The organism is Kluyvera georgiana ATCC 51603 (genome assembly GCF_001654985.1).
GTDB classification, from domain to species: domain Bacteria; phylum Pseudomonadota; class Gammaproteobacteria; order Enterobacterales; family Enterobacteriaceae; genus Kluyvera; species Kluyvera georgiana.
The window spans coordinates 1-25,370 of sequence record NZ_LXEU01000101.1 but is presented as its reverse complement, the minus strand read 5'-3'; the positions used below and the strand labels follow the sequence as shown (position 1 = coordinate 25,370).

The following is a 25,370-nucleotide window of genomic DNA, read 5'->3' as shown; positions in this document are numbered from 1 at the left end:
TTAGCTCATCCTGAGAAGTCAGCTCGAATTTCTCCTATTACTAACTACACGCAGGCCGGTGAAGTTGCCAACAGGATCACATCGGTTATTCAACGAGCAGACAGTACGAGTGACCCGTTTGTATCGTTTGGTATTATGTCATTGACTACTGTTGTTGAGTTGATGAAGATTTGTGAAATCAAACCAACACTCCGTAATATCAAATCACAACTAAGCGCTGATATCTCTTCGTTAGCATCGCTATTGATTCTGGCAATCACTAAGTTCGGGCACAAGACATTAGGTGAATCGGATTTTGACATCATCTTGCAGGCGAAGATTGAACGATACTCATCTAAAATTAAAGGCCCGAAAGAAATTGCTGAGATTTGTGCTGATATTTATCGTAATGATATTAAGGGTAATAAAGGGAAAGGTGATACTTCTATTGAGGCGGGGATTGATATGTTCGGCCATCAGCGCGAACACTTCCAGAAAATGATTTTGAACGTAATGCCTATACTCAGCCAGTTAACCCAGGGCTTTATGTCAGAACTATTATCCCCTGACAGTAATGATGAAGACGAACTGAATGACATGCGTCCAATTTCTAACATTCAGGATATCATCACTACCGGGGGTATGTTGTATTTAGGGTTGAATTCACTTGCAGATGCAGAAACGGGTTCAGCTGTGGGTTCGATTTTCCTTTCCGATATCACATCGGTCAGTTCTACGGTATACAACTTTTTGAAACCTGGTGGCCAGGACTTGGCTTCAGTTATGGTACTGATAGATGAAGCAGCAGAGGTAATCAACGACCAGGTCATTAAAATGTTGAATAAAACCCGTGGTGCTGGTTTCCGGTTATTTATTTCATCGCAATCAACATCTGACTTCGAAGCCCGCCTCGGTTCAGAAGCCAAAATGAAGCAGGTTGTTACCAATACCAACCACTTTACGGCGCTGCGTACACCAGACCCTGATGCCCAAGAAGCAATTATGAAGCGCGTCCCCCCGACTAAATTTAAATACATTATGCGTGGTCATGGTTCTAGCGCGGGCGCTGATCCTGAGCAGATTACCGGTAGTGTCGGGGAGCGTTTGATGGAGGAAGAAGGCGAGCTATTCCAGTCCCAATTGCTAGGTTGGCTACCAAACCTAGAATTTATGGCTATTAATCAAGCAAACAAAATTGTTAAAGGTAAAGTACCTATCATTTTAATGCCAAAGAACGATTCAGAGCTAATTAGTATCAGGAAATTGGCTAAAAAGTTCCTTTCTATCTACGAACGAAAACAGAAAGTTCGTGGTGAAACATCACGTATTAGCGCATAGGGGTCTTTATGATTAAAACCAAAAATCTATTAAAGCGTAAAGATGATCTCGCCTCATATGACGGGCTAACCATGATCTGGCCATGTGTTGATGGCATCACTGTGCGAATGTTGGCTCTGTTGAAAACGCTAGCGCATGAAGAGCGTGTTGGTGCAGCCGTGAGCTCAGCCATCAAGGCTTATCATCAGGACATCGATGAGGAGCTAAATGACTGGGAACGTCTTGCTATCTATATCATTGAGCTCGGCTTATTCGTCAGCCGTGAACTTCAATTTGCTTTAAATCTGCACGAAATTACTTCACGGATAAACCTACCGAGGAAGCTTACTCACGAACTAATGATCCAGGCAGGGAGGAAGGCCAGGATTGGGGAGGTCGAATGTCTGACAAGCTGAATGAAGAGAAGTGGCCAAAGACTATAAAGACGCTGATCATCTGGAGCTCGGCGATACTGCTCTTTATCTCTGTCTTCTTCCCTGTTGAGTATTTCAAGTCTAATGCACTTAAGGAAATAGCCTGGGGCCACAAGATGATCGGCGAAAAGGATTTCATTATGGTTTTGCAAAAGGCGCGGGACAATTATACGGAATCATTTGTAAATACGGGGATTGACAAAGCTCTAAAGGATTTTTACCAGCTTCCCCCAAGCGACATGGCTAACCACGGCGGGCCTCTGAAGTACTTTATTGGCCTTTTCCAGAATATTGCCGAAAACCTGAATTATTGGCTTTACATGATTATGTATCGTTTAACACTGGACATGTACTGGTTGCCGTACATGACCGTTGTTATCATGCCATCTTTGTTCGCAGGCATAATGCGGTGGATGGCAAAAAGATATAACTTTGGATATGCCAGCCCGTTTCTTAACCGTCGTAGCATGGTATTGATTGGCTGGGGTGTTTATAGCGTTCTTTTATCGCTTTTTATACCGTTACCTGTGCCTCCAATGATCGGAGCACTCATAATGATTGTGATGATTCCGATTGGTTCATCTCTACTTATTTCAAACCTACCAAAACGCATTTAACCTTCAGAAAAGCACCTCAATTTGCGGTGCTTTTCTTTATCCTCAATATTTCTTGTTTGTTAAATTAGCTGTGCGAGGTGACGCATGACTAATTCAAAACCATTTATTCTTTCTGCCCTGCTCTGCCTGACGTTTACCGTAGGGATGATTAGCTATTTACTAATTTCTGATGTCCCAGAAAAAATCCGTATCCTCAATCAGAAGATAACGGTTGCTACCTACCCCCAGTCACGGGATGTCCTGAACAAAGACATGGCTGAAATCATACTGCCATATCTTAAAAAGCAGAAAGCAGCTGAGGCGTCTCAGGTCGAAGTCAAAAAGCCAAACGAAATCTATACGCCGGAACAATTGCAGCAATCAAGAGGCTACAAATGAAAAAGAACATTTTTAACTCTCTTATATTTGGTCTTCCGCTCATTATTATGGCAACCACTGCGGCGTACTTTACCTACCAAATTAACCAACAGTCACAACTCCTGAATGATCTGGCGATTGTTGCAGAGACCCACCAACCCGTAGTCAACAACAAAAGCGAGCTACTGGATGCATTTGCAAAATACATGAATGCGGCAGGACTTAAGCCTGAATCCCAGAAACAAGCTAATGTTGGTTACCGGACTGGCAATAAACCCGATACCGCCTATGCACCCTCAACAGACAATGAACGTATTTACGGAAACCCGGATGCTCAGTTCTATATCATTGAGTATTCCGACTTTGAATGTCCCTACTGCAAACAACATTTCCCTATCGTTATGGATCTCGTGGATTCATCGCAAGGGAATATTGCGATGGTCTTCAAACATGTTCCTGTTCACGGGCAGGCTTCCCGAACTGAGGCTTTAGCTGCGGAGTGCGCTGTTGAGCAAGGTGGAAATCCATCTTTCTTCCAGTTATCAAAAGCATTGTTCCGCTACAGCCAATCTGACGGCCACGGTCTTAGCGCACCTCTTGACCAAATCGCCCGCGAAGCTGGTTTAGATGCGAACCGCTTACTTGAATGTATCAATGCTGCCAGGCCGTCGAGCAAGATAGCCGACGACGTTCATGAAGCCGGTCAGCTTGGTATCCAAAAGACCCCTACAAACATTGTTGTATATGGAGATAAATCGGCCATTGTTCAGGGCGCAGTTGATGGCGCTGGTCTTATGCAGATGATGGCTCAGCTTGCTGGCTCTGGTCAGAAATAGCCGCATTTTGTCGTCAATTAATCTGAAAAAATTCATATGAGAGGTCATCATGGAACCAGTTTATATTTCTCACTCGATTGACGAACCACCAAAGTTATTTTTCTGGTCTGTCGATGAAGCTATGCCATTTTTCGTAGCACTCGCGGTTGGAATTATCACTGGACGATTATTACCGATGATAATTCTGGGTGTAGTTGTTTCACGTGTATACGGTGGTTTTCTGTCGCGAGCCTCTGAGAAATATTTTATGCACCTATGTTACTGGAAATTCGGAGTCACATTCGGTGGTGGCACTTTTGTACCTGAATCCTTCGACCGGGAGTTTATTGTATGAATATCCATAATTTCAAAAAAGGATTAGTTGGACTTCAGTTAGAAAACAAGAGTTTCAAGTTAATCGCTGCCTCGATGATTTTGGCGAACCTTGTACTTGGTTACGCCCTGCTGGCCAAAACACAACCCATCACCATTATTCCGCCAAACCTTACAGAAACAGCATGGCTGGATGAGAAAGCAGCCAGCAGCTCTTACATGAAGGCCTGGGCGTTATATATTGCTGACAGTTTCGGTAATGCTAACCCTACTACTTTAGATCTACTCAAAAACTCTATCGGCCCCTTTCTTGACGCATCAATTTACACCAAAGTCATGAAAGCAATGGACGACCAGATTGACCAAATTAAACGCGACCGCATCTCACTTTCTTTCAATCCGGTCGGGGTTATCACCGACCCGTTAGCAGTTGGTACTTTTTATGTCACCGGTAACCAGACTCTCGAAGGTATCACCGGCAAACCATCGACCACACCGGTCTATTACGAGATTACTGTTAACGTAAAAGGCTACCGGCCCATTATTACCTTCATTGAGATAAAGAGTGGTAAACCGCTGCTGCCAAGTGAACAAGACAAACACAAAGGTCAAAGCCAGAAATCTTCGGCTGCAAGAACATCCTAACAAAATTTCGTCAGTTGTATTACCGGGGATATAAATCTGTAACCGGAGTTTTTTATAAACCAGCAATCAGTAAACAAAACGGATGTGCCGAAATGATTTTTCTGATTGGTAATAGCCAATTTAAAAATGAACGTAGCGTTGCCACTTATCGGGGGGCTAAATGTTGAATAGTAAACGCACAATTATCCTGATGCTTTTCGTGTCATCCACATTTGCTGCCCATGTAACTGCGGGGGAAATGTCGGTTGATCAAGGGATGGTGTTTGAACAGCCTGATGCTCAGGCACAACCAAAAGTTACTGCGAAGCTCGCCTCTCGACCAGCGTCCACGACCCAGGCAATGCTCAGTACGGCAACACGCCCTTACCCTGACAACTACACGCCACCAGCAAATGGCACAAACGCGGGTGGTGATGAACCGGCTATTGATGGCCGTAATATTCAACCAGTTCCAGCCGCCATTGCCAGCCCGGTTCCACTGACTAAAGAGGTCATCCCATCTCGGTTGGAGTACATCGTTACACCGGGCGTTAATACCCTCGTGCCGATCTCTATTAACCAGATCAACCGACTCGTTACGCCATTCGAACATCCTGTTGTTCAGAAGGTAAAACAGGAGGGTGTGACCGTAACCGTCAAAGATAATGCCCTCTACGTGTCAACTGCTGACAGTAACCCGGCAAGTCTTTATATCAGCGAGAAAGGTGACGAAAGCGTTGCGATTTCCGTATCGTTAGTGCCCCAGAAAATTGCGCCTGTTCAGGCCTCCCTTATGCTTTCGCGCAAGCTGAATTCCACCGGTGCATCTGGGGTCATTCCTGCTGGATATAACAGCTTTGGTGGAAGTGAAGTTAAAGCCAAACGATGGGAACAGAAAGATAACTACATCGAGACCATTCGAAACATAATGCGAACTATCGCGCTTGGCGACATCCCCCCTGGCTACTCGCTGGGCAATCTATCTTCAGGGGTTGGGATCCCAAACTGTAATTTCCGCACGGGCACTGACCAGGATCAGATTCGTTACTCCTTCGGTAATGGCCAGTATCTTCAGGGTAGTCAATTCAGTGTCATCATCGGGGTTGCACAAAACACTGGTTCATCAACGGTAATGGTTGATGAATCACTCTGCACCCACCCTCAGCTTGCAGCAAGAGCATTATGGAGTCGTAACACTCTCCAGCCTGGCCAGCGAACTGAAGCTTACTTCGTTATCCGCAACATCCAGCCAAACGAACAAGCTAACGATTCCATGCGCCCTAAACTCGCGGAGTAAAATCATGCTTATCCCTTTAAAAGAGAAATGGGCCTCAATTTCAGCAAAGCATAAAAAATGGGTTATATGGGCTGGCGTAACGACTTTCGCCATACTTTTTTTGCTCTTGGTTATCCCTGACTCAGCTGGCCCCCGAAGCCGTGCGCCACAAGAAAAAGTGATTGCCAGCGTCCTTACCGACGGTGATACCAATGGGGTTAGCCAGAATGCTATTGCGGCGCGAATTCGCGCACTCGACAAGACAATTAAAGATCAAGGCCAACTGATTAAAGCGTTAACCGAAAAATATGGTGCTGACCAGACAGCTCAGCGACTTAGCAATCTGGAGAACGGCCAGAAAAAATCAGGCGCTGAGGTTGCCGCTATTAAGAAACGCGTTGATACCGTCTCTAACCCTGTGCCTTACTCACAACAGCCACGCGGAGCGACACCACTGGCTGGAAACGGCCAACGTAACGTCCCAACTCTATATAAACCTGAAGAGATATCAGCCCCTTCCGTTACGCCCAGAAACTCAGGAAGTTTCAATAACGGGAAAACATTACAGCGCGTATACGAAGATGCGGCTCCCCCAGTCGTACCGGAACCCGCAGCAAACCAGCGACAGCAGAAAGGGAAGGATGGCAAAGCAGTTCCAAGCCAGATAACTCCTGAAATTATCACTGTACAGGAAGATATTGAAGCCGCCCCCGTTGCTGACGAAGATGATAACCCCGAGAACCAGACCTACCTTCCTGCAACGTCGATCATAAGTACTGTTTTGATTGCGGGGATGGATGCTCCAACATCTCGTGATGCACGAAAAGACCCTTACCCGGCACTGGCCAGGGTGAAAAAGGATGCAATTCTTCCAAACCGTTTCCGGGCAGATATACGCGAATGCGGAATGCTTGCAGCTGGGTTCGGTGATTTGTCTTCCGAAAGAGCTTATTTCAGGTCGGAAGTCATTACGTGCATTCGGGATGACGGTGCGGTTTTTGAAGCCCCACTCGTAGCATACGCTGTTGGTGAAGATGGTAAATCAGGCGTTCGTGGTCGATTGGTTACCAAACAAGGGCAATACCTGGCGCGAGCCCTGACCGCAGGCTTCCTACAGGCAGCGTCTCAGCTCTTTAATGTCCAGAGCATTCCTACAATCAGTATTAAACGCGATGGAGATAGCAGCGATTCCACTCCATACCAGCAGGTTATGAGCTCTGACGCACTCCAGGGCGCAGCTGTTTCTGGCGTAGGTGGCGCATTGAATCGCCTTGCCGATTTCTATATGCAAATGGCCGGTGACCTTTTCCCTGTAATTGAAATTGATCCAGGCCGTAGTGTTGATTTTATTGTGCAAAAAGGGGTCATGCTGAAATTCACACGTGTTACTTCAAAAACTCAAACCGTTGGGGGCAAGAAATGATGACGAAGAAAATTGTATCGGCATTGTTTTTAGTTAGTGCCGGTTTTGCGATGTCGGGTTGCTCACTACTGGGCCAGAACGATGAATATGGATGCAAGGGAATGCCCAATTCGGTCACATGTATGAATGTCCGAGATGTGTATGCCCTGACCGATGGAGATGATTATCAGGAGCAGATTGACACCGCATCTGAAAACCAACTTTCGGGAAAGCCTGTGGAGGTTAAGCGGCTTCGCACTACAGCTGAGAACGGTGGACGGAATACTGCCGATGGTGGTCGATACGTCCCTGTGCCTGCTACCGCTGCTGATCCTCAACCCATCCGAACACAATCTATCGTCATGCGGGTGCTGGTTGACCCCTATGAGACCGCAGATGGTGACCTTAACGTCCCTGGCTACGTCTATACCGAGATTGAGCCGCGTCGTTGGGAGGTAGGTGCAAGAAATAGTGCCACGTCAACTGCTGTTATCAGACCGATGTCTGCACCGGTTGCCGCTGTACCAGCGCAATCCCAGGGTGAGACATCGCAACCACCTCAGAAAGGGAGTTACATTAAATAATTGACCGGTAGTACCGGTATAACCGGTACTACTTTTTTTTATGTGCTGTATTCCTTGGTCGTCTTTTTAATACCCATCACTGATAAAGGTAAAGCACATGAAACAAAAGTCATTATATATTGCTATTGTTCTGGCACTTCATTGTGCCGCTGCCTATGCAGATAACACAATTGATGAACACCAAATTGACAAAGTTACTGTAATTGGTGATGAGAATAGTGTTACTGGACTATCTCAATGTACACATTCTGACAAATGCGAAGTACCTGATGGGCCGTCAAGCGTTAATGGTAGTTATAACATTATAACTGGTCTATCAAACTACGTTATAACTGGTAATAATAATAAACTTGACTACACATATGATCCAAGCTTGAGTTGGTCTAGTTATGCAAACAGTTTTAACGTATATGGTAATTACAATACTGGTACATATTTACAAGGATTAAATATTTTCGGCAGTGCTAATGACGTTTATGGCATTAACGTTGATATAATGGGGTATAGCAACAAGATAAAAGGAAGTGCAATACAGGTCATGGGTAGTTATAACGATCTGGATACTGTAGGTATGGGCGCAATTCTCGGTTCAAGAAACACTGTTACTAATTATGCAGGTTCAATAATCGGCACATTCAACACATTGAGTGGTGGTTCCTATGCTTTGACAATAGGTTCACTTAACAATATTACAGCGTCTCCATTTGGTGACCCCTCCGTGCCTTTTAAATTCGGCAACATCACAATCGGGACGATTAATACCATTACTGATTCAGATGAATCAATCGTACTGGGTAACTACAATACTGTTTCCGATGATAACGCAATCGTTATTGGTAATTACGCATCGGCTTCCAATGGTGGTATTGCCATTGGTTACGGTTCGATCTCCAATAGCGCAGATACAGTATCGTTTGGATCATCAACGGTACAAAGAACGCTGACTAATGTAGCAGATGGTTCCAGCCGGTATGATGCTGTGAACTATGGCCAGCTCATGAATTCGGTTAGTTCGCTTCAGGCATACACCGATAGTGCTATCAGTTCGTACCTCTCATCCATTGGATCTGGTTCTAACACAACGCCACCTATTACCGGAGGAAATGACAATAACGGTACGGACGGCAACGGGACAGGAAGCGGTACAGGGGCTGGTAGCAGTAACGACAATAACCAGGCTGCAACGGATGCTAATACTTATACCGACGAGCGCGAAGTGTCGATTAACGCCCGAACTGATAGTCTTATTGCAACAGAAAGCGCATCCCGGGTTACTGGGGATGCTCAAACACTGCTAAGTGCAAACAGTCATACAGATGCCCGTGAAGCTGTCATCAACTCCAGAACTGATATCCTTGTCGATACTGAGCGCCAGTCGCGGATTGACGGTGACCGCCAGACTCTGGCTTCAGCCAATAGCTACACAAACCAGAAGTTCTCTGACCTTAAAAAGACGGTTGACCGTAATGATAAAAGAGCAAAAGCAGGCTCAGCGAGCGCTATTGCTATCGCGTCTATTCCCTTCCTCAATAACGTTTCTGGCTTTGGTATGGCAATGGGCGCGTACCGAGACCAGGGAGCAATTTCGGGCGGTGCAAATTACGCTATCAACGAAAAAGTAAACGTCCGCTTTAGCATGTCGGCAGATACAGCCGGTGGTGTTGGAGCTGGTGCAGGATTTGCGGTTGGCTTCCAGTAATAATAAAGCATGAATAAAAAAAGCCACTTTTTAGTGGCTTTTTTATTTGGATTAATTGAGTAATCAAAATCAATATTAACATTTCACTACATCTCTTTTTTTGGGGACAGTTTGCAGTCCTTTTTCCTGCGGCAAAATAAATCAATATGTGAAAATGAAACCTCTCTCATTTGGAGCGGTTACTATGAACTTTATCAAACATGTCGCGACTGCGGCACTTTTGGTGGCACTTTCTGCATCAACTTCTGTATTCGCCGATACAGTAAAAACGAACACCGGGAATATCGATACGATTTTCAATGAAAAAGCGTTCAAGAACATTCCTCAGAATTCGCAGGAAGTAAAACGTTTTGTCGTTCCGACTAACGGCATCATCGCATTAGAGATTGATGGGAAAGTTAATTTACTTTCTTCAAATGGCCGCTTTGTTATCCAGGGAACGCTCTATGATACATGGGCTAAAAAACCCCTGACCACCATGAGTGAAATAACCAAAAACGCCAGCATCATCCCAATGAAAGAGCTGAACCTGAATATTGCGGACTTGCGCCCCGCCGTATGGGGCGATGGGCCTAAAAAGGTGATGATATTTACCGCACCAGGTTGTGAAGCCTGTGCAGCCCCGCTTTCCGCACTTGCTGACCTAGACCCGAAAGAATTCACCGTTAGCGTTCTGTCGCTCGGAGCTCTGGGCCCGGCAAGCCAGCAGCGAAATATTGAATTGTATTGCGCATCCGACCGCTACCGCGCAGACCGCGCAATTATTAGCGGCAATTCCGCTCAGAAATTCGACCAGGTAAAGAACTGCGATATGCAGGCTCTGGCTCGACGTGAAGTTACGGCTCAGATACTAGGTGTCAGCATGATCCCTTTCATTGTACGTGATGACGGCTCCTACGTACTCGGCTCACCAAAACAAGGCCTCAAAAACTTTATCGAGAACAAGTAACACTTTCTTGGGAATCCTGGAGGCATTATGAGTGAATCTTTAATTTTTCAGCGACTCAAGAACCTGAAACGTTTTTCTGACTTGTGTCCTGTTCGTGCGTATGACGAATCCAATCATTTGTTTATGTGCGACAACAAATATGTTGGCTTCGGATTTGTATGTCGTCCCTTAAGCGGGACAACCGGCAAGGAGATGACTAACCTTCAAACGTTGCTGTCTTCCAATTTCCCCGCCAAAACTATCGTTCAGTTTGACCTGGTTGCAAGCCCAAACATCGTACAGAAAATTAACCGGATGGATGTATTGCGTATGGATTGTCGAGACGCAATCCTGCGTAACGCAATTTATAACCGCTCTAAATTCCTTCTAAAAAGTACCGAATCGCCAATGAAGCGAACCGGCACTCGTGTCCGAAATTGTGTGCTTCTCATTACAGTAAAAATTCCGATCAAATATAACTATGAAATGCGTGAAGAAGAATTCAATCACGTGAACGAACTGCGAAATGTGTTCGAAACGACGCTGAGCATCACCGGTTTGTGTCCCGGTGCATTGACACGCGAAAGTTACATCGATGTATTGAGCTCCATTTGCAACCAGGGCGAAAGCGCCTCCTGGCGAGACCGGACGCCGGTGCAGCCACAAGAAGATAAATACATTTCAGAACAGTTAGTCGACCACGACCGCATGTTTTTCATTAAGAAAGACTATTGCGGTTTTGGTGACCCGACAGATTCCGAGCTTCGAGGGGAAGCACCTACACCGACAACGTTTGTGAAAACATTGAGTGCGCGAAAATTCCCGAAAAGATTCTTTCCCGGGCAAGCGCAATACTTCCTCGGCGATATGATGAGCGGTGTCACCGGCATTAAATCATCCTGCATCATTTCAATGAGCCTGATTTTCTTTGATCAGCAAAGTGAAAAAACTAAGTTCACATCGAAACGTAACTGGGTTGTTCAGCAAACCAGTGGCCCATTAATTAAGTGGGTTCCATCATTGATTAACTTGCGTGAAGGCTTCGATCTTCTGAGCGAGAAAGTTGATAACAACGACCCAATTTGCAAAGCCAAATTTACGGTATCAATTTTCTCGAACTCAAAAGATGGTGTGTTACGCGCTGCTCAGGAAGCAGCTAGTTATCTGAACACCTATCAGTTTAAGATGATCCCAGATACCTACTATGTTGCGCCAATTTTCCTGTCTGCTCTGCCAATGTTTAACGAAGCATCAGCAGAAAAGTCCATTGGCCGATATCGTACAATGGCACTCAGTGAAGCGATGGTACTTTCGCCTCTCTATGCTGACTGGCAAGGTACGGACAAACCCGCCTTAATGCTGACATCCCGCTCTGGCCAGATCCAATCACTGGACTTGTTTGATTCTGATACTAACTATAACGCCTGTATCGCAGCTGAATCAGGGTCTGGTAAGTCATTCCTGACAAACTACATTATCACCGCCTACAGAAGCCTCGGGGCTAAAGTATGGTGTATTGATGTAGGTGACTCGTACAAAAACATCTGTGAGACCTACCAGGGCGATTATCTCGACTTCAATCCCAAAACCAGGCCATGCCTTAACTTCTTCGAACTGATCGAAGACTATTTCGGCGAGTCTGAAGATGATGACTCCAGTGGTGGTGAAGAAGATCTGATCATTGGATTGTTATCGGTGATGGCCGCGCCTAAAGAAGGTCTGAATTCATTCGAAGAGTCTCGACTTAAACAACACGTAGCTGATCTTGTCCGTGTACACAAGAAAGAGACCACCGTTGATATGGTTGCTGATTCACTGCTACATGATGAAGATCCAGACATTAAACGAATTGGCCATCAGCTCTATCCGTTCACGAGTGCGGGCCAGTACGGGAAATACTTTGTTGGTAAGAACAATATCGACTTCAAAAACCCGTTCACTGTACTTGAGCTTTCCCGACTTGAAAGTTCAGAACACCTTAAACAGGTTGTCCTCCTTCAGCTGATTTATCAAATCCAGCAGGACATGTTCATGGGCGACCGTAGCCAGATGAAGCTGGTCATCATCGATGAGGCCTGGGCGTTGTTATCAGGAAATATCGGGGCATTCATCGAGAAGGGCTATCGTCGGTTCCGTAAATATAATGGAGCTGCAATTACCATCACCCAGTCTATCAACGATATTTACAAAGATAGTATCGGGAAATCGATCGCAGATAACTCAGCCTTTATGCTCTTGCTGGGGCAAAGTGAATCCGCAGTTAACGAAGCCGAAGCTAATAAACGTCTGGCGCTGGACGAGGCCGGTTATCGGTTCCTTAAAACTGTCCGTTCCACGAAAGGTGTTTATTCTGAAATCTTTGTCATATCGAAAGCAGGCCAGGGTATTTGCAGGCTTGTGGTTGACCCGTTCAGCTTACTGCTCTATTCGACTGACCCGAAAGACGTTGCCGCGATAAAGGACAGAAAGTCCCGGGGGATTAATACCGAAGAGGCTATCAACGAAATCCTGGTTGAGCGGGGGTTAGCCGCATGATTAAAACCGCTGCAATCGCCCTGCTGTTTGGTTTCATCGGAGCCGCCCTTTTTGGGCGGTTATTCCCACCAGCCTCGCCCTATGACTATGTAGCAGTCATCAACTTTATGGATGATAAAGGTCACCCGTTAGGTGAAGCCCAGTCAAGGTTGGTGTTAGCTCGCGCTGAGAAGCTTTCAAAGGCGGGATATCTTGTGCTCAATGCCTCAGCACTTTATAGCTACCCAACAGGGCTCCAGATCCCTCAGACCATCAGTACTCAGTAATAGTGGTGGACGAATGAACACACCCAAATCGGTATGGAGCTTAATATTTCGTAAAAAGCGAAGCTGGAGGCAACATATTGTTTTCAGCATTGTTGTTATTTTCTTAACCGCACCGCTGACGCTATACGTGCTTAACCGGTACGAGATTGGTATCGATCCACAAAATAACCAATGTCTTCCTCCGTACCGAATATATCTCGTCGATAAAATGGACAAATCTATCGTCAAGGGGAAAATTTACGCCTTTCATTCTGAGCTAATGCAACCTTATGGCAAAGGACTGAAAATAGTTGATGGCATTGCGGGAGACAAAGTATCCGTTGATCCCGAAGAGACTGCAATTAACGGCTCTATGGTCGGCGAGGGACTGGCATTAGCAGCAGAGTCTGGCCACACCGAACAGGAGCTCACGCGTAGTGGAGTCGTACCGAATGGTCGCCTGTGGATGATGGGGCGCACCAGATACAGTTTTGATTCCCGATACTGGGGATCATTAGACGAGTCGCAAATTATAGGCCGAGCGTATCCATTATGGTAAAAAAAACACCTTTTCGTCTTTCAATACTGCCATTTGTAACCGCTGTTGTTTGCACCCCAACCTGGGCCGAAAGCTCTGGTATTGATTTAAGTGATCTACCGTCAAGGCCGTTAGCCAACTTAGATAACATTCCGACCAGACCGGCTAATAACTATTCGGTCACCGACATTCAAAAAGCTAAGCGTCAATTATCTGCTACTGAATTGAAAGATATTGACAGTCTCATCAAAGCGGCTCGTGATAATCAAAATGTCGCTACCGACCAGGCTACTGACACGGTTAAAGATAATCGAAAAATGATGGGTGAAATGCCCGAGTATAAAAATACAGATGAACTAGTCGATGATGCAGTAAGAGGTGCGCTAGCAAAGTCTGATATGACTAACGAGAAACAAAATAAGCCAGTCGGTGATTTTATTTATATTCTCGTCTCCGCGTCTCTAAGCGATGCTGAAATCACCGACATTCTCAAGTTATATGATGGACGCACGGATATCGCGCTGGTTGTCCAGGGGGCGAAAGATAAAAAGAACCTGCTTGATGAACTGACTCACTGGCAGAGACTTTCCTTCGACTCCAAGTCATCTCTTGCCGTAAACCTTGATCCAACTGTATTCAAAAACTACAACGTCAGCTCTGTACCAACCATTATCCATGAAAAAGATGGTGAGCTGGTGGCCAGGGTGACAGGCATCTATGACATCGCGTACCTGAAAGACAAGACCGGCGACCTTGGTGTGGCCGGGCCCGCAGTTGGGGTCGTGGAGAAGAACCTTATTGATGAATTACAGGAAAGTGTCGCGAAACTCGATTTTGATGGCATGAAGAAAAAGGCCATTGATAACTACTGGCCCCGCCAGGTTTTCCAGGAATTCCCGGAAGCGACAAAGCGAACTACCAGAACCATCGATCCGACGGTCATTATCCCTCAAAACATTACTTCACCTAACGGTGATATCGTTGCGAAACGGGGGCGATTTAACCCGCTAACTGTGATGCCATTTACCATCAAGCTAATCTTTTTCGATGCACGTGAAGAATGGCAACGCCAGTTCGCCAGGTATCAGTTTGAACATACACCTGCCTCCCTCACGCCAATACTGGTCACGACAAACGTGTATGGTGATGGCTGGCAGACCTTCCGTGACACCAAGAAAGAATACGGTGATTTCGCAAGGCTATACATGATTCAGCCAGGCATGGCCGAACGTTATGGTTTGATAAACGTGCCCAGCATTGTGACAGCCGACAGTAAGCGATTCATTAATGATGAATACTCGCGCAAAGATTTTGAGGAGCTGAAATGAAAAAAATACTCTCAGTTCTGAAATCACCCAAGACCCTGGTGCTCGCATGTCTGGCTTTTACTTTCCCGGTTTTGGCCGCTGACGTTTCATCACCCGTACAGAACAAGGTCTGTCATGATAACCAGGTCTTATCAGCGAAACTCATTACCGATGTTTGCTGGAACTGTATTTTCCCGATAAAGCTTGCCGGTATTAATCTGTCGATGACTGGCACTGCACCTGACAATGCAGCATCAGGGACAGTATGTGCCTGTAAGGACGGGCTTAACGTCTATCACCCGGGTGTATTGACCGCGATGTGGGAACCGCGAAAGCTCATTGAGTTAACGAGAACACCCGGGTGTATGTCATCGCTTGGGGGGGTAACCCTCGACCTTGGTAATGATTTGCAGTTTGGCCCGCAGACCGATGGTGCAGCCGAGGAACAACGGGAGCGTTTCTCGATCAGTTTCTACAATGCTCATATGTATGCGATGCCGTTATTAAGAATGCTTGATATGTATCTACCCGGCCAGTGCAATGCCGACCCATACAGCGATTTTGACATCATTAATTTCACGGAGATTGACCCGACCTGGAATAATACGATGCTGGCATTCTTCCAGAACCCGGAATCAGCAGCTGTGGCTAACGTGATAGCAATGCAGGCTTGCGCCGGTGAAGCAGCTGCGCAATTTGCAGGTAAACAGCCTATAGACTCACTTTGGTGGTGTGCCGGTTCCTGGGGTGGGCAGTATCCTTTAACTGGTTCGGTACGGAGTATGGATGCCCCCAGAACAACCAGCCTGGTCGGGATCCGTATGCTGGCCGCAGAACATCGGCGCGGACTGGCCTACCGTTCGATGGGAAACGATACTGTTTGTCGCTCCAAGATTTACCCAACGTTGCCAAAGCAGCAGTACAAATTGAATATGTTCTACCCTACCCCGGAGACAAAAAACAGTCATGAGGTCGGTGAGTCCCCATACCAATGGCAAGGTGGGCCTTTCCGCTATCCAACCGGTAAAGGCCAGGACAGTACCTACATGATTTTCCAGTGGGTAGATTGTTGCCGCACAATGTAATAAAAAAACCCTGCGATGCAGGGTTTTTAATTTTTGTTTTTCGTTGAATTAAGCCTGCCGTTTAATGGCCTCATTCTGATCATCATTCGCTTCATTACTGGCATCCTGCAACACCGGTGTATCCTGGTCTACCTGGGTAGGTTCTGTCTCAGTGCTTCCAGCCAATTCTTTTTCAGCGGCCCGGCCATTGGCCTGATTAAGCTCATCAGCAGATGCCTGCGCGTGACGTTTGAGTGATGCAGCCAGATCACGAATGAGATTATGAAGACGAGACTTAAACTCTTCGACCTCATCCTGATTAAAACAGTTATTTAACCAGAGGGTATCGATGATCTGGTGCAATTTATCAAAGTTCTGAATAATGCGGATAACCCGCATTGCTTGCGGCGTTCTGATGCGAACCTCATGTTCTTTTGGATGGGTGTACCCGACTTCATTGAGGCTGCTGCGTTCTTCTTCTTCTTTTACCGCACGGTTCAGAATAGCAATGTTATTTTCCAGTTCTTTCTCAGGCATGTCGATTACTTCGTTAACTGCCTTCAGTGTACGTTCAATTGCACCACTGTATTTAGCGCCAAGCCGTTCAAGGGCTCGGCTGTTATTGGTCAGATTGAAGAGCGCCTGGGAGATAATGTTAAAATTTCGGGACTGGACACGAATACCTTCCTGTGTGTGAAGAGTAAATTTCACGACAGCTTCAGGATTGGAATATTCGACACGGGTGTTAGGGGTTCGGTTATCCTGAGCCCCACTCTTTTTAGCTTGTTTTACGGTTTGTACCGGTGCTTTAGCCATAACAGAACCTCGGAGTTAATTTGTATGCCAATTGATTAGGCCAAAACTCAGGATAGTTGTCATTGAAAAATGGCTGCAATATGACCATGAAAAACTGACTTGAAAAAATAAACAATTATGCTTAAATGAATAAGAACCGAGCTGACGGACATCAGCACAACTTCCTAGTTAATTTCGCGCTCTACCAGCGCCCACCGGATGACCTCCTCCCGGGTTAACTACGCCTCCTACAGGCCCGAGCATCTCTGATGTGTTTAGGTTAAACCTGACATGTCTCTTTGCTTACCCAAACGGGTATTTTGGTTCTCAATCCCAAACAAAAAAAATTGTTAATCCTTTTAACTCCAGCGAAATCAACAGGTGTGCATTCTTGTGTACATCCGTTTAGTTTACCTTTTAGGTGGCTAAATTTTCGCATTCTAAATTTATAGGTGATCTATGTCTGACCCAATCTCATTAATGGCAGGTATCGTATTTTTTGGTGCTGTGTATTACCGTGCTGAATATATCAGATTCCTTGGCCCAATCTGGCTGGCAATTTTTATAACGGAACGCGGTTTACTATTCACTGGTCTCGGTTTTGTTACTGCGACTGTGTGTGTGGTGGTTGCTTTACTGGTTATTTATAATTCATTCTTTACCAAGTCTGGGAAAAAATCTAATGAATCAACTAATGGAAACATTGTTGAAGGTTCTTCTCAGGGTGGGGCAAATAATGACAAAGCCAAATATACGAACCATCGTTATGAAGGAAAACTTGTTTACCACGGTCTCGAAAACTGGAAACACGATCCTAATAACGATAAAACGTATTTAGTCACAATTCGTAGTGGTGGGAAAGACCATGAAATTTGGGCAATTGGGCTCAAAAGTGCTGTTGCGACTTGTGGGGCACAAGTTGGGGATATCGTTTCAGTCTGGAAAGAGTCTGAAGTGAGAACCGACAAAGCACAAGTTTTTGACGAAGGCGGTAAGGTTACAGGGTATCGTAATCTTTTGAGCGAAAAACGTCGCGGCATTTGGGTTATGCAAGTACTCGCCGAAAGCTAAAATATTCTTAACTCAGGCTATAAGCCTTAACTTTTTAATCTTTTAAATATATGAGGTATATTATGACAATTGTCTATGGTAGTAGCATTGAGCCGGGTGGTATGGAACTGGATGATTACACAATGATTGCAGAGTGCGAAAATTGTGGGAATGACTGCCGACATCGGATTTATGAAGACTGTGTTGCAGGAGCGATAAACCAGCGATTCTCTTATACGTGTAATCACTGCGGTTATCATTCCTGTAACGCTGAAGTATGTGACGTATGCGATAGCATCGAATGCGAAGAACATGCTGGTCGTTATCAGTCTAATATTTTCTTCGAAATGCATGAGCTCATTGAGCTCATGAAAATAGAGGGAGATATACTGGCAATCAGGGCAAAAATCAATGTAGGCGCTCAGGACTTTGGAGATCTTTCAAGGTTAGATGATTGCCTGCATAGGCTCATCTATCCAGGTTATTATGAACGGCGAAATACCAATCTCTATAAAGAGATATCAGATGCATCAACCGACATGGCAATCCAAACATGGAAGCGTCTGGAACGCTTGTTATGCTAATACCTCCCAACAAAAACCCAGCGAAAGCTGGGTTTTTTTCTTTTCTGGATTGACCAACCCAACGTCGTATCATAATCTTATATCGCGGACATACCGCTTAACTTCTTTTAACACTCTTTATTTCGGCAACGCGCCATCCCTGAATGAATATGTTCATTCGCACGGCTTCCCTACGCCCATAGAATTCGACACACGGTGCATCATGCATCGTGTTTTCTGCGCCGTCGAAAAAGGTGTTTTTCCTCTTGTTGAGGATACAGTGAGTCCAGCACTCTAACTGGATGCTTCATCAATCTTTCTAATTCTTGTGCCTATAGCACTAAATTATTCTAACTTTCTTAATTTAAAAATTTATGAGGTATAAACTATGCAATCCAGAGCAAAGGGTATTGTTGCGATAGAACCTAAGTATATGCCCGCATCTGATAATTCAGATTCGTATATTTATTTTCGTTTACGCTGTGACATGTCCATCAGCGGCAAGTCCCAGACCGAGTTCTATTCGATAAAAGCATTTGGTAAAGTCGCGGATTTTCTACGTGACAATATTCAAATGAATACCGAACTGTATATCGAGGCATTAGCTCGATCATTCCGTTATACAAAAAATGGTATTGACCAAATGAGGACTGAGTTTCATGTTTTCATGGCTCGAATCATTCAGACTGGCCAATCAATTGATACCCGTGCAAATGAAACTGTAAAGGCAACATCGACATCAACCGTCACTACGTTATCCCCTGAAGTAGCGCAAAAACTAAAGGACGATATGAAGTGGCAGAAAATGTCTGATGAAGAGGTAAGAACTGCTTCTGAAAAATGGAGAACAGTCTATGCCGAGCAAAAACAGCTTCACCCTGGAAATGAGTCTGTATTACCAGACAACAATAAACAGTCAGAAAAGAAGAAGCCAGACACTTCGCAGAAGTTGGACGCTAAGAATAGAGCCGTGCAGACATCACGTCCGCAAGTGGCTACCTCTAAGCGCCCAGTCAACATGCAAGCCTGGACAACTCTGCCAGCCGATAATTCGACAGCAGCCGTTATTGCAGCCCGTATGAAACTTAATGAACAATTAAGCTCTACCGGGCCGGAAACATTAACCAACGCATATTCATCAGTTCGCGGTTGATATGACTGGTTGCTGATTTATCAGCAACCTTCTTCTTTTTAATTTTTTAATATATTTAATTTAATGAGGTATATATGTACTCAAATAAATCACGTAGCTCAGGTTCCTCTTCTAACAACAATAAAGGCAACTCCGATATTGTCGTAAAGATGGACAGTATTGCACGACATATGTTGTCGCTGGATAAGATGTTCGCATCCGCAGGTTCCAGTGCTCCGCATATCTCATTCGAACGTGAATGCGTATTTGCAAAACATATTGTCAACAATAATAACTTCCTGGCTGACATAGCAGTTAATAATCCAAAGTCCTTCGAAACTGCATTCCTTCAGCTCGCAAGTAGCGGCCTCACTCTTGACCCGGCGCAGAAGCAGGCTTACCTGGTTCCACGCGATGGTCGTGTCATTCTCGACGTGTCCTATATTGGGCTCAGCAGGATGGCCACCGATGAAGGTTTATGCGAAGACATTGTGGCTGAATTAGTTTTTGATAAGGACTCATTTAAAACCAATGGTCGTCGCTCCAGCCCAGACCACGAATTTGACCCCTTTGCTTATAAAGGGGGACTCGTTCTCACAAACACCGATCAGGGTGATTTAGGAGATCGGGGCATGTTCAGGGGGGCTTATGTCGACTATTTAATGAAGGATGGACGTCATCTGGTATTTTTCATTGACCTTCAGGATTTAGCTCAATCTCGGGCGAAATCCGAATCTTGGGCAAAAGTGGAGAAACGGCAGTATTCTCCGTGGACTCAGTTCCCGTGGAAGATGGTGCTCAAGTCTGCTATTAAGCAGACCATACACTTAATTCCCGGTAACCGTACTCGCCTGAGTTCGATGATTGAATATCTGAACACTGCTGGTGGTGAAGGTTTCCGTACAGCAACAATACCCGTCGCAGCTGCTGAAGCTGAAATGGAGATTAGACAAGAAGCCAGGACGGCTGGTAATACGGATACCACTATCCAAACTGAAAAGGCTGATGGTAAAGTTATTGAAGGCGAGTTCAATAAGCTCGCTGAAGAACCTAATTCAGCCGAGCAGCAGGACATCAAGAGCAATACACCAACCGATGTTAACGATACGGCTGAGGGAAATACTCCTCCAGCCGAAGTAAACGGTGCGGCTGATGATATTCTCCCCCCACCCGCAGAAACCAATGGGCAGTCCAATGAAGAAATGTCTGAACATCCCGGGGTTAGAAAATGGGTTGAACGCAGAATTAAAAAGTTAGTAAGCCGGGCAGAAAAAACGCTTGGATACGAAACTATTTTAACCGATGCAAAAAGCAGTTTCGATCTGAATGAAAGTGAGCTGGCGTTCGCTCGCTTATCTTTAGAAAAATCCCGAAGGGCACTTCTCAAAAATCATTTAATTAACGCAGTAGGTAGCTTCGATTTTACTCAAGTCCTTAACTTCATCGAAAAAATGGGTAAGGGTGAGTTTAAAACCGACGCGGCCAAATGGGTTGGTGAAGTCCAGGCCGAATCAGTGGAAATACACCAGTTATATCTTGAGGCTGTTAATACCTCTGATTTTACCAGGCTTCATGCCGCTCTCAGCAATGTGACATTCCCCCCTCTAAAAGAAATGGTAGAAGGTCTTATTGAAGATCTTCAGGCCGCTTAACTTATCCGGCAGGAAACTGCCGGTCTAACTTTCTAAATTTATCTTAAGGTGATCATTATGTCTGACATTTATGAAGTCGTTGATGTTGTGCAGGGTTCAAAGGACTGGCTCGAATGGCGTAAAACCGGTGTGACTGCAACATGCTCCCCAATTCTGTTAGAGGAGCCAGGTGCAACTAAAACGCCCTACGAACTCTATTTGCAATACGCTGGCCTGATTCAGGCAGAAGACCTTTCTGTCATTAAACAGGTTGATGCTGGTAAAAAGCTTGAAGCACTTGCCAGAAGTTACTGCGAAAAAGAGATAGGACAAATCGCCCTGCCTTTCTGTGTAAGGAACAAAAAGTATCCTTACATGATTGCTTCACTGGATGGTCAATTTGACGATGGTTCAATCCTTGAGATAAAGAATCTTTGCGAGAGCAAACATCTTTCTATTCTTCAGCTTGAAACCAAATCGCCAGAATTTCGTTATTACTACTGGCAAGTTCAGCACCAGTTGCTGACAACAGGCGCACCCCAGGCATATCTTGTGTTCTGGTCAGCAACTGACCAGACCAAGGTCTTTAAAATTATGCCTTCGGAGAAAGCGTTTTATCGCGTCCAGGTTGCCTGCGAATATTTCTGGAATAGGGTACAGACAAAAACAGCTATGCCGTTTGATAAGGAAAAAGATATTTTACTTATCTCTGATCCTGTAATCATGTCTCATACACAAGGCTTTAAGCTTCCAGACGACCTGGAAGCTCGTGTGGTAGACATAGCCAGACAAGTTGGAACATTGCAGCAGATGGAGAAAGAGTTAGCTTTAAAGAAAAAGCAGTTCGAAGAATACCAGAACTCGGTCAATTTATTGATCCAGGGTCTTGGTGTTTCTGTTGGCTTTTCCTATAACGAGCTTGTTAGAATCGATGGCTTTGGCTTTCGTTTTCTTCAGTCTCGCGTACCGGAAAAACCGAGCTACAAACGAATCTGCGATAAATTATCTATTGACCCGAAACATCATCCAGAATGTTACGGTCAGTCATCGGTACGAAATTCACTAAGTACCTATGAATATAAATCAACTCTGACTGATACTGTCTACATTCCTTTGGATGACAATTCCGTACTGGTATCACCTGGTGCAGAAGAGACAGACTCAGCCCAACAATTCGTTGTTTTTTAATTATTGAGCCCAGTTTAAAACTGGGCTTTTTTTTTGCTTGACCAATTACACATCCTTTATTATCTTTAAATAGCGGCTTAGTCCGCTTAACTTCAGGCAACTGCCTTTAAACACCTTCTAAATTCGGCGCTCAAGCCACTCCTGAATACCTCCTGGTATTCACAAGGATTTTTCTCGCCTAAACAAATTCGATAGCCTGCGGCTCACATAAGCGGCAGGCTTTTTTGTCCGTCGAAAAAGGTGTTTCGTTGTCACGTAGACAACAACAAGTGCCTCAGTCACTCCCAAACTGAAACTAGTACCTAACTTCAGCCTTCATGTAAGGCTTAATTCATCTAATTCACTAATCTTTTTAAATGAGGAGTCTGATCATGTTTCTTGTAAATATGACTGCATATCTTGCATCCCCGGAACAACGGGAAATGGGCGTTATTGATGTTGATCAGCAAGTATCACACGCATTACGTGAACTGTTGACCTTTAATACCTGTCCTTCAGAAGATGTTATGACCGATAAGGCTAAAGAATTCGCTGAAATCGCTACATCTCTCTGCAATAAATATAAGGCTGACGGCGTACTTGTTTATGCCAAAACCTTTTTTATGCCCGTTCTGGTCTCTGCATTGAGTGCCCGTGGCATCGTCTCTTATGTAACGTATGCCCCAAAGGTAACCAGTGTTGATAACAGTGGCAGTGTAAGCCGCAATTATAAGCATGTTGATTTAGTACGTGCTGATATTGCTGCATAGCATCATTCTTCTTAATTTTTTTAATTCTTAAATCTATCTAATTTAATGAGGTATATCATGACTACTAATTTCGCAAACCTGTCTGTTGAAATCATGGCGCGCTCTACACCTGTCCACCCTTCTGTATTTGGTATTGTTGTACCAGAACATCAGATGGATAAAGTGAAACCGTTCCAGGGATTTGACTCAGCCAATCCATTTAGTGCATTCGTGCCTAAACAGAATGACGACTATGTTTTTGAAGCGTATTTGCGTTCATCTGTACTGATGTGGATTAACTATCCACAAAATCAGTCTCTGTGGATCTCTGGCCCAACAGGTTGTGGCAAAACCAGTGTTGTCGAACAAGTAGCAGCAAGACTTAACTGGCCTGTCATGAAAACTACAGCTTCACAAGACCTGGATATTAACAATCTCATTGGCGGTCTCCGGCTTCAGTGTAATGAACTGACCGGTGATACCAAGACTGTTTTTGTTCATGGCCCACTGACGCTGGCGTACAAGTATGGACTGATTTTCCTACTCGATGAGTACGATCAATTAGACCCATCCTGTGCCAATGCCTTTAACGCCATCCTCGAAGGAGGGAATTTAGTTATTCCTGAAACCAACGAGGTAATTAAACAGCACCCGAACTTCAGATTTGTTGCAACGGCTAACTCGATTGGTCAGGGCGATTTTACTGGCGTTTATGGCGGTGTGAAAACATTAAATGTGGCCAACCTTGACCGCTATATGTTTATCACTGCTGACTATATGCCAAAAGAGACCGAGACTAAATTGATTACCAAATATATCCCCGACACCAAAGTCGCGGAGAAATTTGTTGACGTTGCGAATATGATTCGCGGTCTTTTTGTAGGCAAGAATATCACCGGTGAAATTGACACTAGTGTCAATACTAACAGTGCAAAACTCCCGGACGGTGTTCTTCCCGACACTCGTTTATCAGTAACGTGTTCAACTCGTTCGCTGGTGGCCTGGCTTGACCGCTACTCAATGATGAAAGCTGCAAAGATGCCACGTGCATTATTAACAGCTTTCGATTATCAGATTGGTAATCGTGCATCAGCAGATGATAAAAAATCTTTGCATCTCATCGTTGAAGCTGTATTCGGTTCTGAAGCACTTAAATAAAGCCCCGCTTGGGGTTTTTTAATTCTTTTTAAATCAATTTTAAATTAATGAGGTATGTCATGACTATCAAATCCAATGCCACTCAGGTTCTGGAACAACTTATTCTCGTTTCTCTTTCTGATATCACCAGTATTAGTGGTCGTCGTAAGCTGAAAAGAGAAGATCTTGGTAACAGTGCTGATTTGCCACCTGATGTGCTCGTTTCATTAGGCAGCAAGAAAATCATTGACCCACAACTCATCAATCCATTTACCCGCAAAAAGAATTCAGCTCACGCTTTTTGTCTCGAAGCGGGTATTAAATTTATGGGCGGCTATGCAATTCCAGCCGACAAGGTTAATGATTTAATTGGTAAACTGAATGTACTTAAGGGCGAGTTTTACGATTACAAAAAGGAATTTATGAAAGCTGATTTTAATAGCTGGATTAACTCTTTTGAAGAAAAGTATCGCTCTATACTTTTGCGTGATGCTGCTATCGATTTGTCTTATATGGATAGCCAGATACAATTTGGCTTTACTGCGATTCACATCACTCCTTATGGCAACAGTGTCATTCAGGATGGTTTAACTGGGCAAGTTAAAAGTTTAGCGGATGAAGTTTATGAGGATGTGGCTGATGTTGTGGAAGGATTCCTTAAAAACAGGAACCCTGATGCGTTTTCTCAGCACACACTAAATCCTTTACGCCGCTGCGGCGATAAACTCGCGTCCCTGGCTTTCATCGCACCCAGCGTCCAGTCTCTTAGCGACTATGTTAATCAGGTAATGAAAGACATTCCGCTAACCGGTAAAGTGACGGGCAAACCTTATAACGACATTCTCTCTCTCCTCAATAACTTACGCGACCCAATTCATGCAAAACAGTTTGTGGAACTGCTGTCATCCGCCAGTACTACAGATGGTAACGATGCAATTGACCCATCACTTTCAATGAACCTTATTGAAGATGATGATGCCATTACTTTAGCGGCCATGTCGGCAACTCAGGTTCAGGCGGAAACGATACCTCCTCTGCATACAGATGCATTTGCATCTGCTGTGGTAGTGGAAGATCCGGTCGGATTGCAAA

Annotated in this window: 26 protein-coding genes; 25 read left to right on the top strand and 1 reads right to left on the bottom strand. The window is 44.8% G+C overall.

The features are described from left to right. The 17 genes from M989_RS23450 to M989_RS23375 form a co-directional block, all read left to right on the top strand. On the top strand, positions 1-1,317 hold a 1,317-nt coding region (locus M989_RS23450; RefSeq protein WP_064549216.1), incomplete at its 5' end, for a TraM recognition domain-containing protein. Positions 1,318-1,325: 8 nt separating this feature from the next. Next, the gene (locus tag M989_RS23445; RefSeq protein ID WP_064549214.1) at positions 1,326-1,712 is read left to right on the top strand and encodes a hypothetical protein; all 387 of its coding nucleotides are present in this window, start codon (positions 1,326-1,328) and stop codon (positions 1,710-1,712) included. Next, complete coding sequence (locus tag M989_RS23440) at positions 1,697-2,347, top strand: IncC plasmid conjugative DNA transfer DtrJ family protein (protein ID WP_008786652.1); 651 nt, start codon at positions 1,697-1,699, stop codon at positions 2,345-2,347. Before M989_RS23445 ends, M989_RS23440 begins: the two co-directional genes overlap by 16 nt. Before the next feature lie 84 nt (positions 2,348-2,431). Continuing rightward, entirely contained in the window at positions 2,432-2,725 is a 294-nt protein-coding gene (locus M989_RS23435; RefSeq protein WP_008786651.1) for a hypothetical protein, read from the top strand. Continuing rightward, entirely contained in the window at positions 2,722-3,540 is an 819-nt protein-coding gene (locus M989_RS23430) for a DsbA family protein (RefSeq protein ID WP_008786650.1), read from the top strand. Before M989_RS23435 ends, M989_RS23430 begins: the two co-directional genes overlap by 4 nt. A 49-nt stretch (positions 3,541-3,589) precedes the next feature. Then, entirely contained in the window at positions 3,590-3,874 is a 285-nt protein-coding gene (gene traL, locus M989_RS25060; RefSeq protein WP_008786649.1) for a type IV conjugative transfer system protein TraL, read from the top strand. Beyond that, positions 3,871-4,497: a TraE/TraK family type IV conjugative transfer system protein gene (locus tag M989_RS23425; protein WP_008786648.1), complete on the top strand. Its 627-nt coding sequence runs from the start codon at positions 3,871-3,873 to the stop codon at positions 4,495-4,497. The genes traL and M989_RS23425 overlap by 4 nt, the downstream gene beginning before the upstream one ends. Before the next feature lie 160 nt (positions 4,498-4,657). After that, the gene (locus M989_RS23420) at positions 4,658-5,773 is read left to right on the top strand and encodes a TraK domain-containing protein (RefSeq protein WP_020996196.1); all 1,116 of its coding nucleotides are present in this window, start codon (positions 4,658-4,660) and stop codon (positions 5,771-5,773) included. Between the two features lie 4 nt (positions 5,774-5,777). Beyond that, the gene (locus tag M989_RS23415) at positions 5,778-7,175 is read left to right on the top strand and encodes a TraB/VirB10 family protein (protein WP_008786646.1); all 1,398 of its coding nucleotides are present in this window, start codon (positions 5,778-5,780) and stop codon (positions 7,173-7,175) included. Then, entirely contained in the window at positions 7,172-7,738 is a 567-nt protein-coding gene (gene traV, locus M989_RS23410) for a type IV conjugative transfer system lipoprotein TraV (RefSeq protein WP_008786645.1), read from the top strand. The genes M989_RS23415 and traV overlap by 4 nt, the downstream gene beginning before the upstream one ends. Before the next feature lie 97 nt (positions 7,739-7,835). Continuing rightward, positions 7,836-9,437 (top strand): YadA-like family protein, encoded by a 1,602-nt coding sequence (locus tag M989_RS23405; RefSeq protein WP_047747659.1) that lies wholly within the window; start codon positions 7,836-7,838, stop codon positions 9,435-9,437. Positions 9,438-9,621: 184 nt separating this feature from the next. After that, positions 9,622-10,386, top strand: coding sequence for a DsbC family protein (locus M989_RS23400; RefSeq protein ID WP_020996197.1), 765 nt, complete (start codon positions 9,622-9,624; stop codon positions 10,384-10,386). Between the two features lie 27 nt (positions 10,387-10,413). Further along, the gene (gene traC, locus M989_RS23395) at positions 10,414-12,900 is read left to right on the top strand and encodes a type IV secretion system protein TraC (protein WP_008786642.1); all 2,487 of its coding nucleotides are present in this window, start codon (positions 10,414-10,416) and stop codon (positions 12,898-12,900) included. Further along, positions 12,897-13,166, top strand: coding sequence for a hypothetical protein (locus M989_RS23390; protein WP_008786641.1), 270 nt, complete (start codon positions 12,897-12,899; stop codon positions 13,164-13,166). The genes traC and M989_RS23390 overlap by 4 nt, the downstream gene beginning before the upstream one ends. Before the next feature lie 13 nt (positions 13,167-13,179). Then, on the top strand, positions 13,180-13,704 hold the full coding sequence (gene lepB, locus M989_RS23385; RefSeq protein ID WP_008786640.1) for a signal peptidase I: 525 nt from the start codon (positions 13,180-13,182) through the stop codon (positions 13,702-13,704). Next, entirely contained in the window at positions 13,698-15,011 is a 1,314-nt protein-coding gene (locus M989_RS23380) for a TrbC family F-type conjugative pilus assembly protein (protein WP_008786639.1), read from the top strand. Before lepB ends, M989_RS23380 begins: the two co-directional genes overlap by 7 nt. Further along, positions 15,008-16,075, top strand: coding sequence for a TraU family protein (locus M989_RS23375; RefSeq protein WP_020996198.1), 1,068 nt, complete (start codon positions 15,008-15,010; stop codon positions 16,073-16,075). Before M989_RS23380 ends, M989_RS23375 begins: the two co-directional genes overlap by 4 nt. A gap of 48 nt (positions 16,076-16,123) precedes the next feature. Here the strand turns inward: M989_RS23375 and M989_RS23370 are convergent, their stop codons facing one another. Further along, on the bottom strand, positions 16,124-16,870 hold the full coding sequence (locus M989_RS23370; protein WP_008786637.1) for an AcaB family transcriptional regulator: 747 nt from the start codon (positions 16,868-16,870) through the stop codon (positions 16,124-16,126). A 438-nt stretch (positions 16,871-17,308) separates the two neighbouring features. Between M989_RS23370 and M989_RS23365 the strand changes: the two genes are divergently transcribed. The 8 genes from M989_RS23365 to M989_RS23330 form a co-directional block, all read left to right on the top strand. Beyond that, positions 17,309-17,920: a hypothetical protein gene (locus tag M989_RS23365; protein WP_008786636.1), complete on the top strand. Its 612-nt coding sequence runs from the start codon at positions 17,309-17,311 to the stop codon at positions 17,918-17,920. A gap of 62 nt (positions 17,921-17,982) precedes the next feature. After that, positions 17,983-18,483 carry a hypothetical protein gene (locus M989_RS23360; RefSeq protein ID WP_020996199.1) on the top strand — a complete coding sequence of 167 codons (501 nt, stop codon included), beginning with the start codon at positions 17,983-17,985 and terminating at the stop codon, positions 18,481-18,483. Between the two features lie 367 nt (positions 18,484-18,850). Further along, positions 18,851-19,615 carry a single stranded DNA-binding domain-containing protein gene (locus M989_RS25750; protein ID WP_008786635.1) on the top strand — a complete coding sequence of 255 codons (765 nt, stop codon included), beginning with the start codon at positions 18,851-18,853 and terminating at the stop codon, positions 19,613-19,615. 74 nt (positions 19,616-19,689) lie between these two features. After that, complete coding sequence (locus tag M989_RS23350; protein WP_020996200.1) at positions 19,690-21,246, top strand: recombinase RecT; 1,557 nt, start codon at positions 19,690-19,692, stop codon at positions 21,244-21,246. Between the two features lie 57 nt (positions 21,247-21,303). Then, complete coding sequence (locus M989_RS23345; RefSeq protein WP_008786633.1) at positions 21,304-22,413, top strand: lambda-exonuclease family protein; 1,110 nt, start codon at positions 21,304-21,306, stop codon at positions 22,411-22,413. 371 nt (positions 22,414-22,784) lie between these two features. Then, positions 22,785-23,162, top strand: a complete 378-nt coding sequence (locus M989_RS23340) for a hypothetical protein (RefSeq protein ID WP_008786632.1) — start codon at positions 22,785-22,787, stop codon at positions 23,160-23,162. Positions 23,163-23,219: 57 nt separating this feature from the next. Then, positions 23,220-24,299 carry an AAA family ATPase gene (locus M989_RS23335; RefSeq protein ID WP_020996201.1) on the top strand — a complete coding sequence of 360 codons (1,080 nt, stop codon included), beginning with the start codon at positions 23,220-23,222 and terminating at the stop codon, positions 24,297-24,299. 59 nt (positions 24,300-24,358) lie between these two features. Continuing rightward, a partial coding sequence (locus tag M989_RS23330; RefSeq protein ID WP_064549212.1) for a DUF3150 domain-containing protein occupies positions 24,359-25,370 on the top strand: 1,012 nt, incomplete at its 3' end.

Excerpts from the sequence above, each read along its gene's own strand:
- M989_RS23440 (WP_008786652.1), top strand. The coding sequence starts at position 1,697 with ATGTCTGACAAGCTGAATGAAGAGAAGTGGCCAAAGACTATAAAGACG.
- M989_RS23345 (WP_008786633.1), top strand. The coding sequence starts at position 21,304 with ATGTCTGACATTTATGAAGTCGTTGATGTTGTGCAGGGTTCAAAGGAC.
- M989_RS23425 (WP_008786648.1), top strand. The coding sequence starts at position 3,871 with ATGAATATCCATAATTTCAAAAAAGGATTAGTTGGACTTCAGTTAGAA.
- M989_RS23335 (WP_020996201.1), top strand. The coding sequence starts at position 23,220 with ATGACTACTAATTTCGCAAACCTGTCTGTTGAAATCATGGCGCGCTCT.
- M989_RS23370 (WP_008786637.1), bottom strand. The coding sequence starts at position 16,870 with ATGGCTAAAGCACCGGTACAAACCGTAAAACAAGCTAAAAAGAGTGGG.
- M989_RS23380 (WP_008786639.1), top strand. The coding sequence starts at position 13,698 with ATGGTAAAAAAAACACCTTTTCGTCTTTCAATACTGCCATTTGTAACC.
- M989_RS23445 (WP_064549214.1), top strand. The coding sequence starts at position 1,326 with ATGATTAAAACCAAAAATCTATTAAAGCGTAAAGATGATCTCGCCTCA.
- M989_RS23360 (WP_020996199.1), top strand. The coding sequence starts at position 17,983 with ATGACAATTGTCTATGGTAGTAGCATTGAGCCGGGTGGTATGGAACTG.
- traC (WP_008786642.1), top strand. The coding sequence starts at position 10,414 with ATGAGTGAATCTTTAATTTTTCAGCGACTCAAGAACCTGAAACGTTTT.
- M989_RS23405 (WP_047747659.1), top strand. The coding sequence starts at position 7,836 with ATGAAACAAAAGTCATTATATATTGCTATTGTTCTGGCACTTCATTGT.
- traV (WP_008786645.1), top strand. The coding sequence starts at position 7,172 with ATGATGACGAAGAAAATTGTATCGGCATTGTTTTTAGTTAGTGCCGGT.
- M989_RS23435 (WP_008786651.1), top strand. The coding sequence starts at position 2,432 with ATGACTAATTCAAAACCATTTATTCTTTCTGCCCTGCTCTGCCTGACG.
- M989_RS23400 (WP_020996197.1), top strand. The coding sequence starts at position 9,622 with ATGAACTTTATCAAACATGTCGCGACTGCGGCACTTTTGGTGGCACTT.
- traL (WP_008786649.1), top strand. The coding sequence starts at position 3,590 with ATGGAACCAGTTTATATTTCTCACTCGATTGACGAACCACCAAAGTTA.
- M989_RS23415 (WP_008786646.1), top strand. The coding sequence starts at position 5,778 with ATGCTTATCCCTTTAAAAGAGAAATGGGCCTCAATTTCAGCAAAGCAT.
- M989_RS25750 (WP_008786635.1), top strand. The coding sequence starts at position 18,851 with ATGCAATCCAGAGCAAAGGGTATTGTTGCGATAGAACCTAAGTATATG.
- lepB (WP_008786640.1), top strand. The coding sequence starts at position 13,180 with ATGAACACACCCAAATCGGTATGGAGCTTAATATTTCGTAAAAAGCGA.
- M989_RS23420 (WP_020996196.1), top strand. The coding sequence starts at position 4,658 with ATGTTGAATAGTAAACGCACAATTATCCTGATGCTTTTCGTGTCATCC.
- M989_RS23350 (WP_020996200.1), top strand. The coding sequence starts at position 19,690 with ATGTACTCAAATAAATCACGTAGCTCAGGTTCCTCTTCTAACAACAAT.
- M989_RS23375 (WP_020996198.1), top strand. The coding sequence starts at position 15,008 with ATGAAAAAAATACTCTCAGTTCTGAAATCACCCAAGACCCTGGTGCTC.
- M989_RS23365 (WP_008786636.1), top strand. The coding sequence starts at position 17,309 with ATGTCTGACCCAATCTCATTAATGGCAGGTATCGTATTTTTTGGTGCT.
- M989_RS23430 (WP_008786650.1), top strand. The coding sequence starts at position 2,722 with ATGAAAAAGAACATTTTTAACTCTCTTATATTTGGTCTTCCGCTCATT.
- M989_RS23340 (WP_008786632.1), top strand. The coding sequence starts at position 22,785 with ATGTTTCTTGTAAATATGACTGCATATCTTGCATCCCCGGAACAACGG.
- M989_RS23390 (WP_008786641.1), top strand. The coding sequence starts at position 12,897 with ATGATTAAAACCGCTGCAATCGCCCTGCTGTTTGGTTTCATCGGAGCC.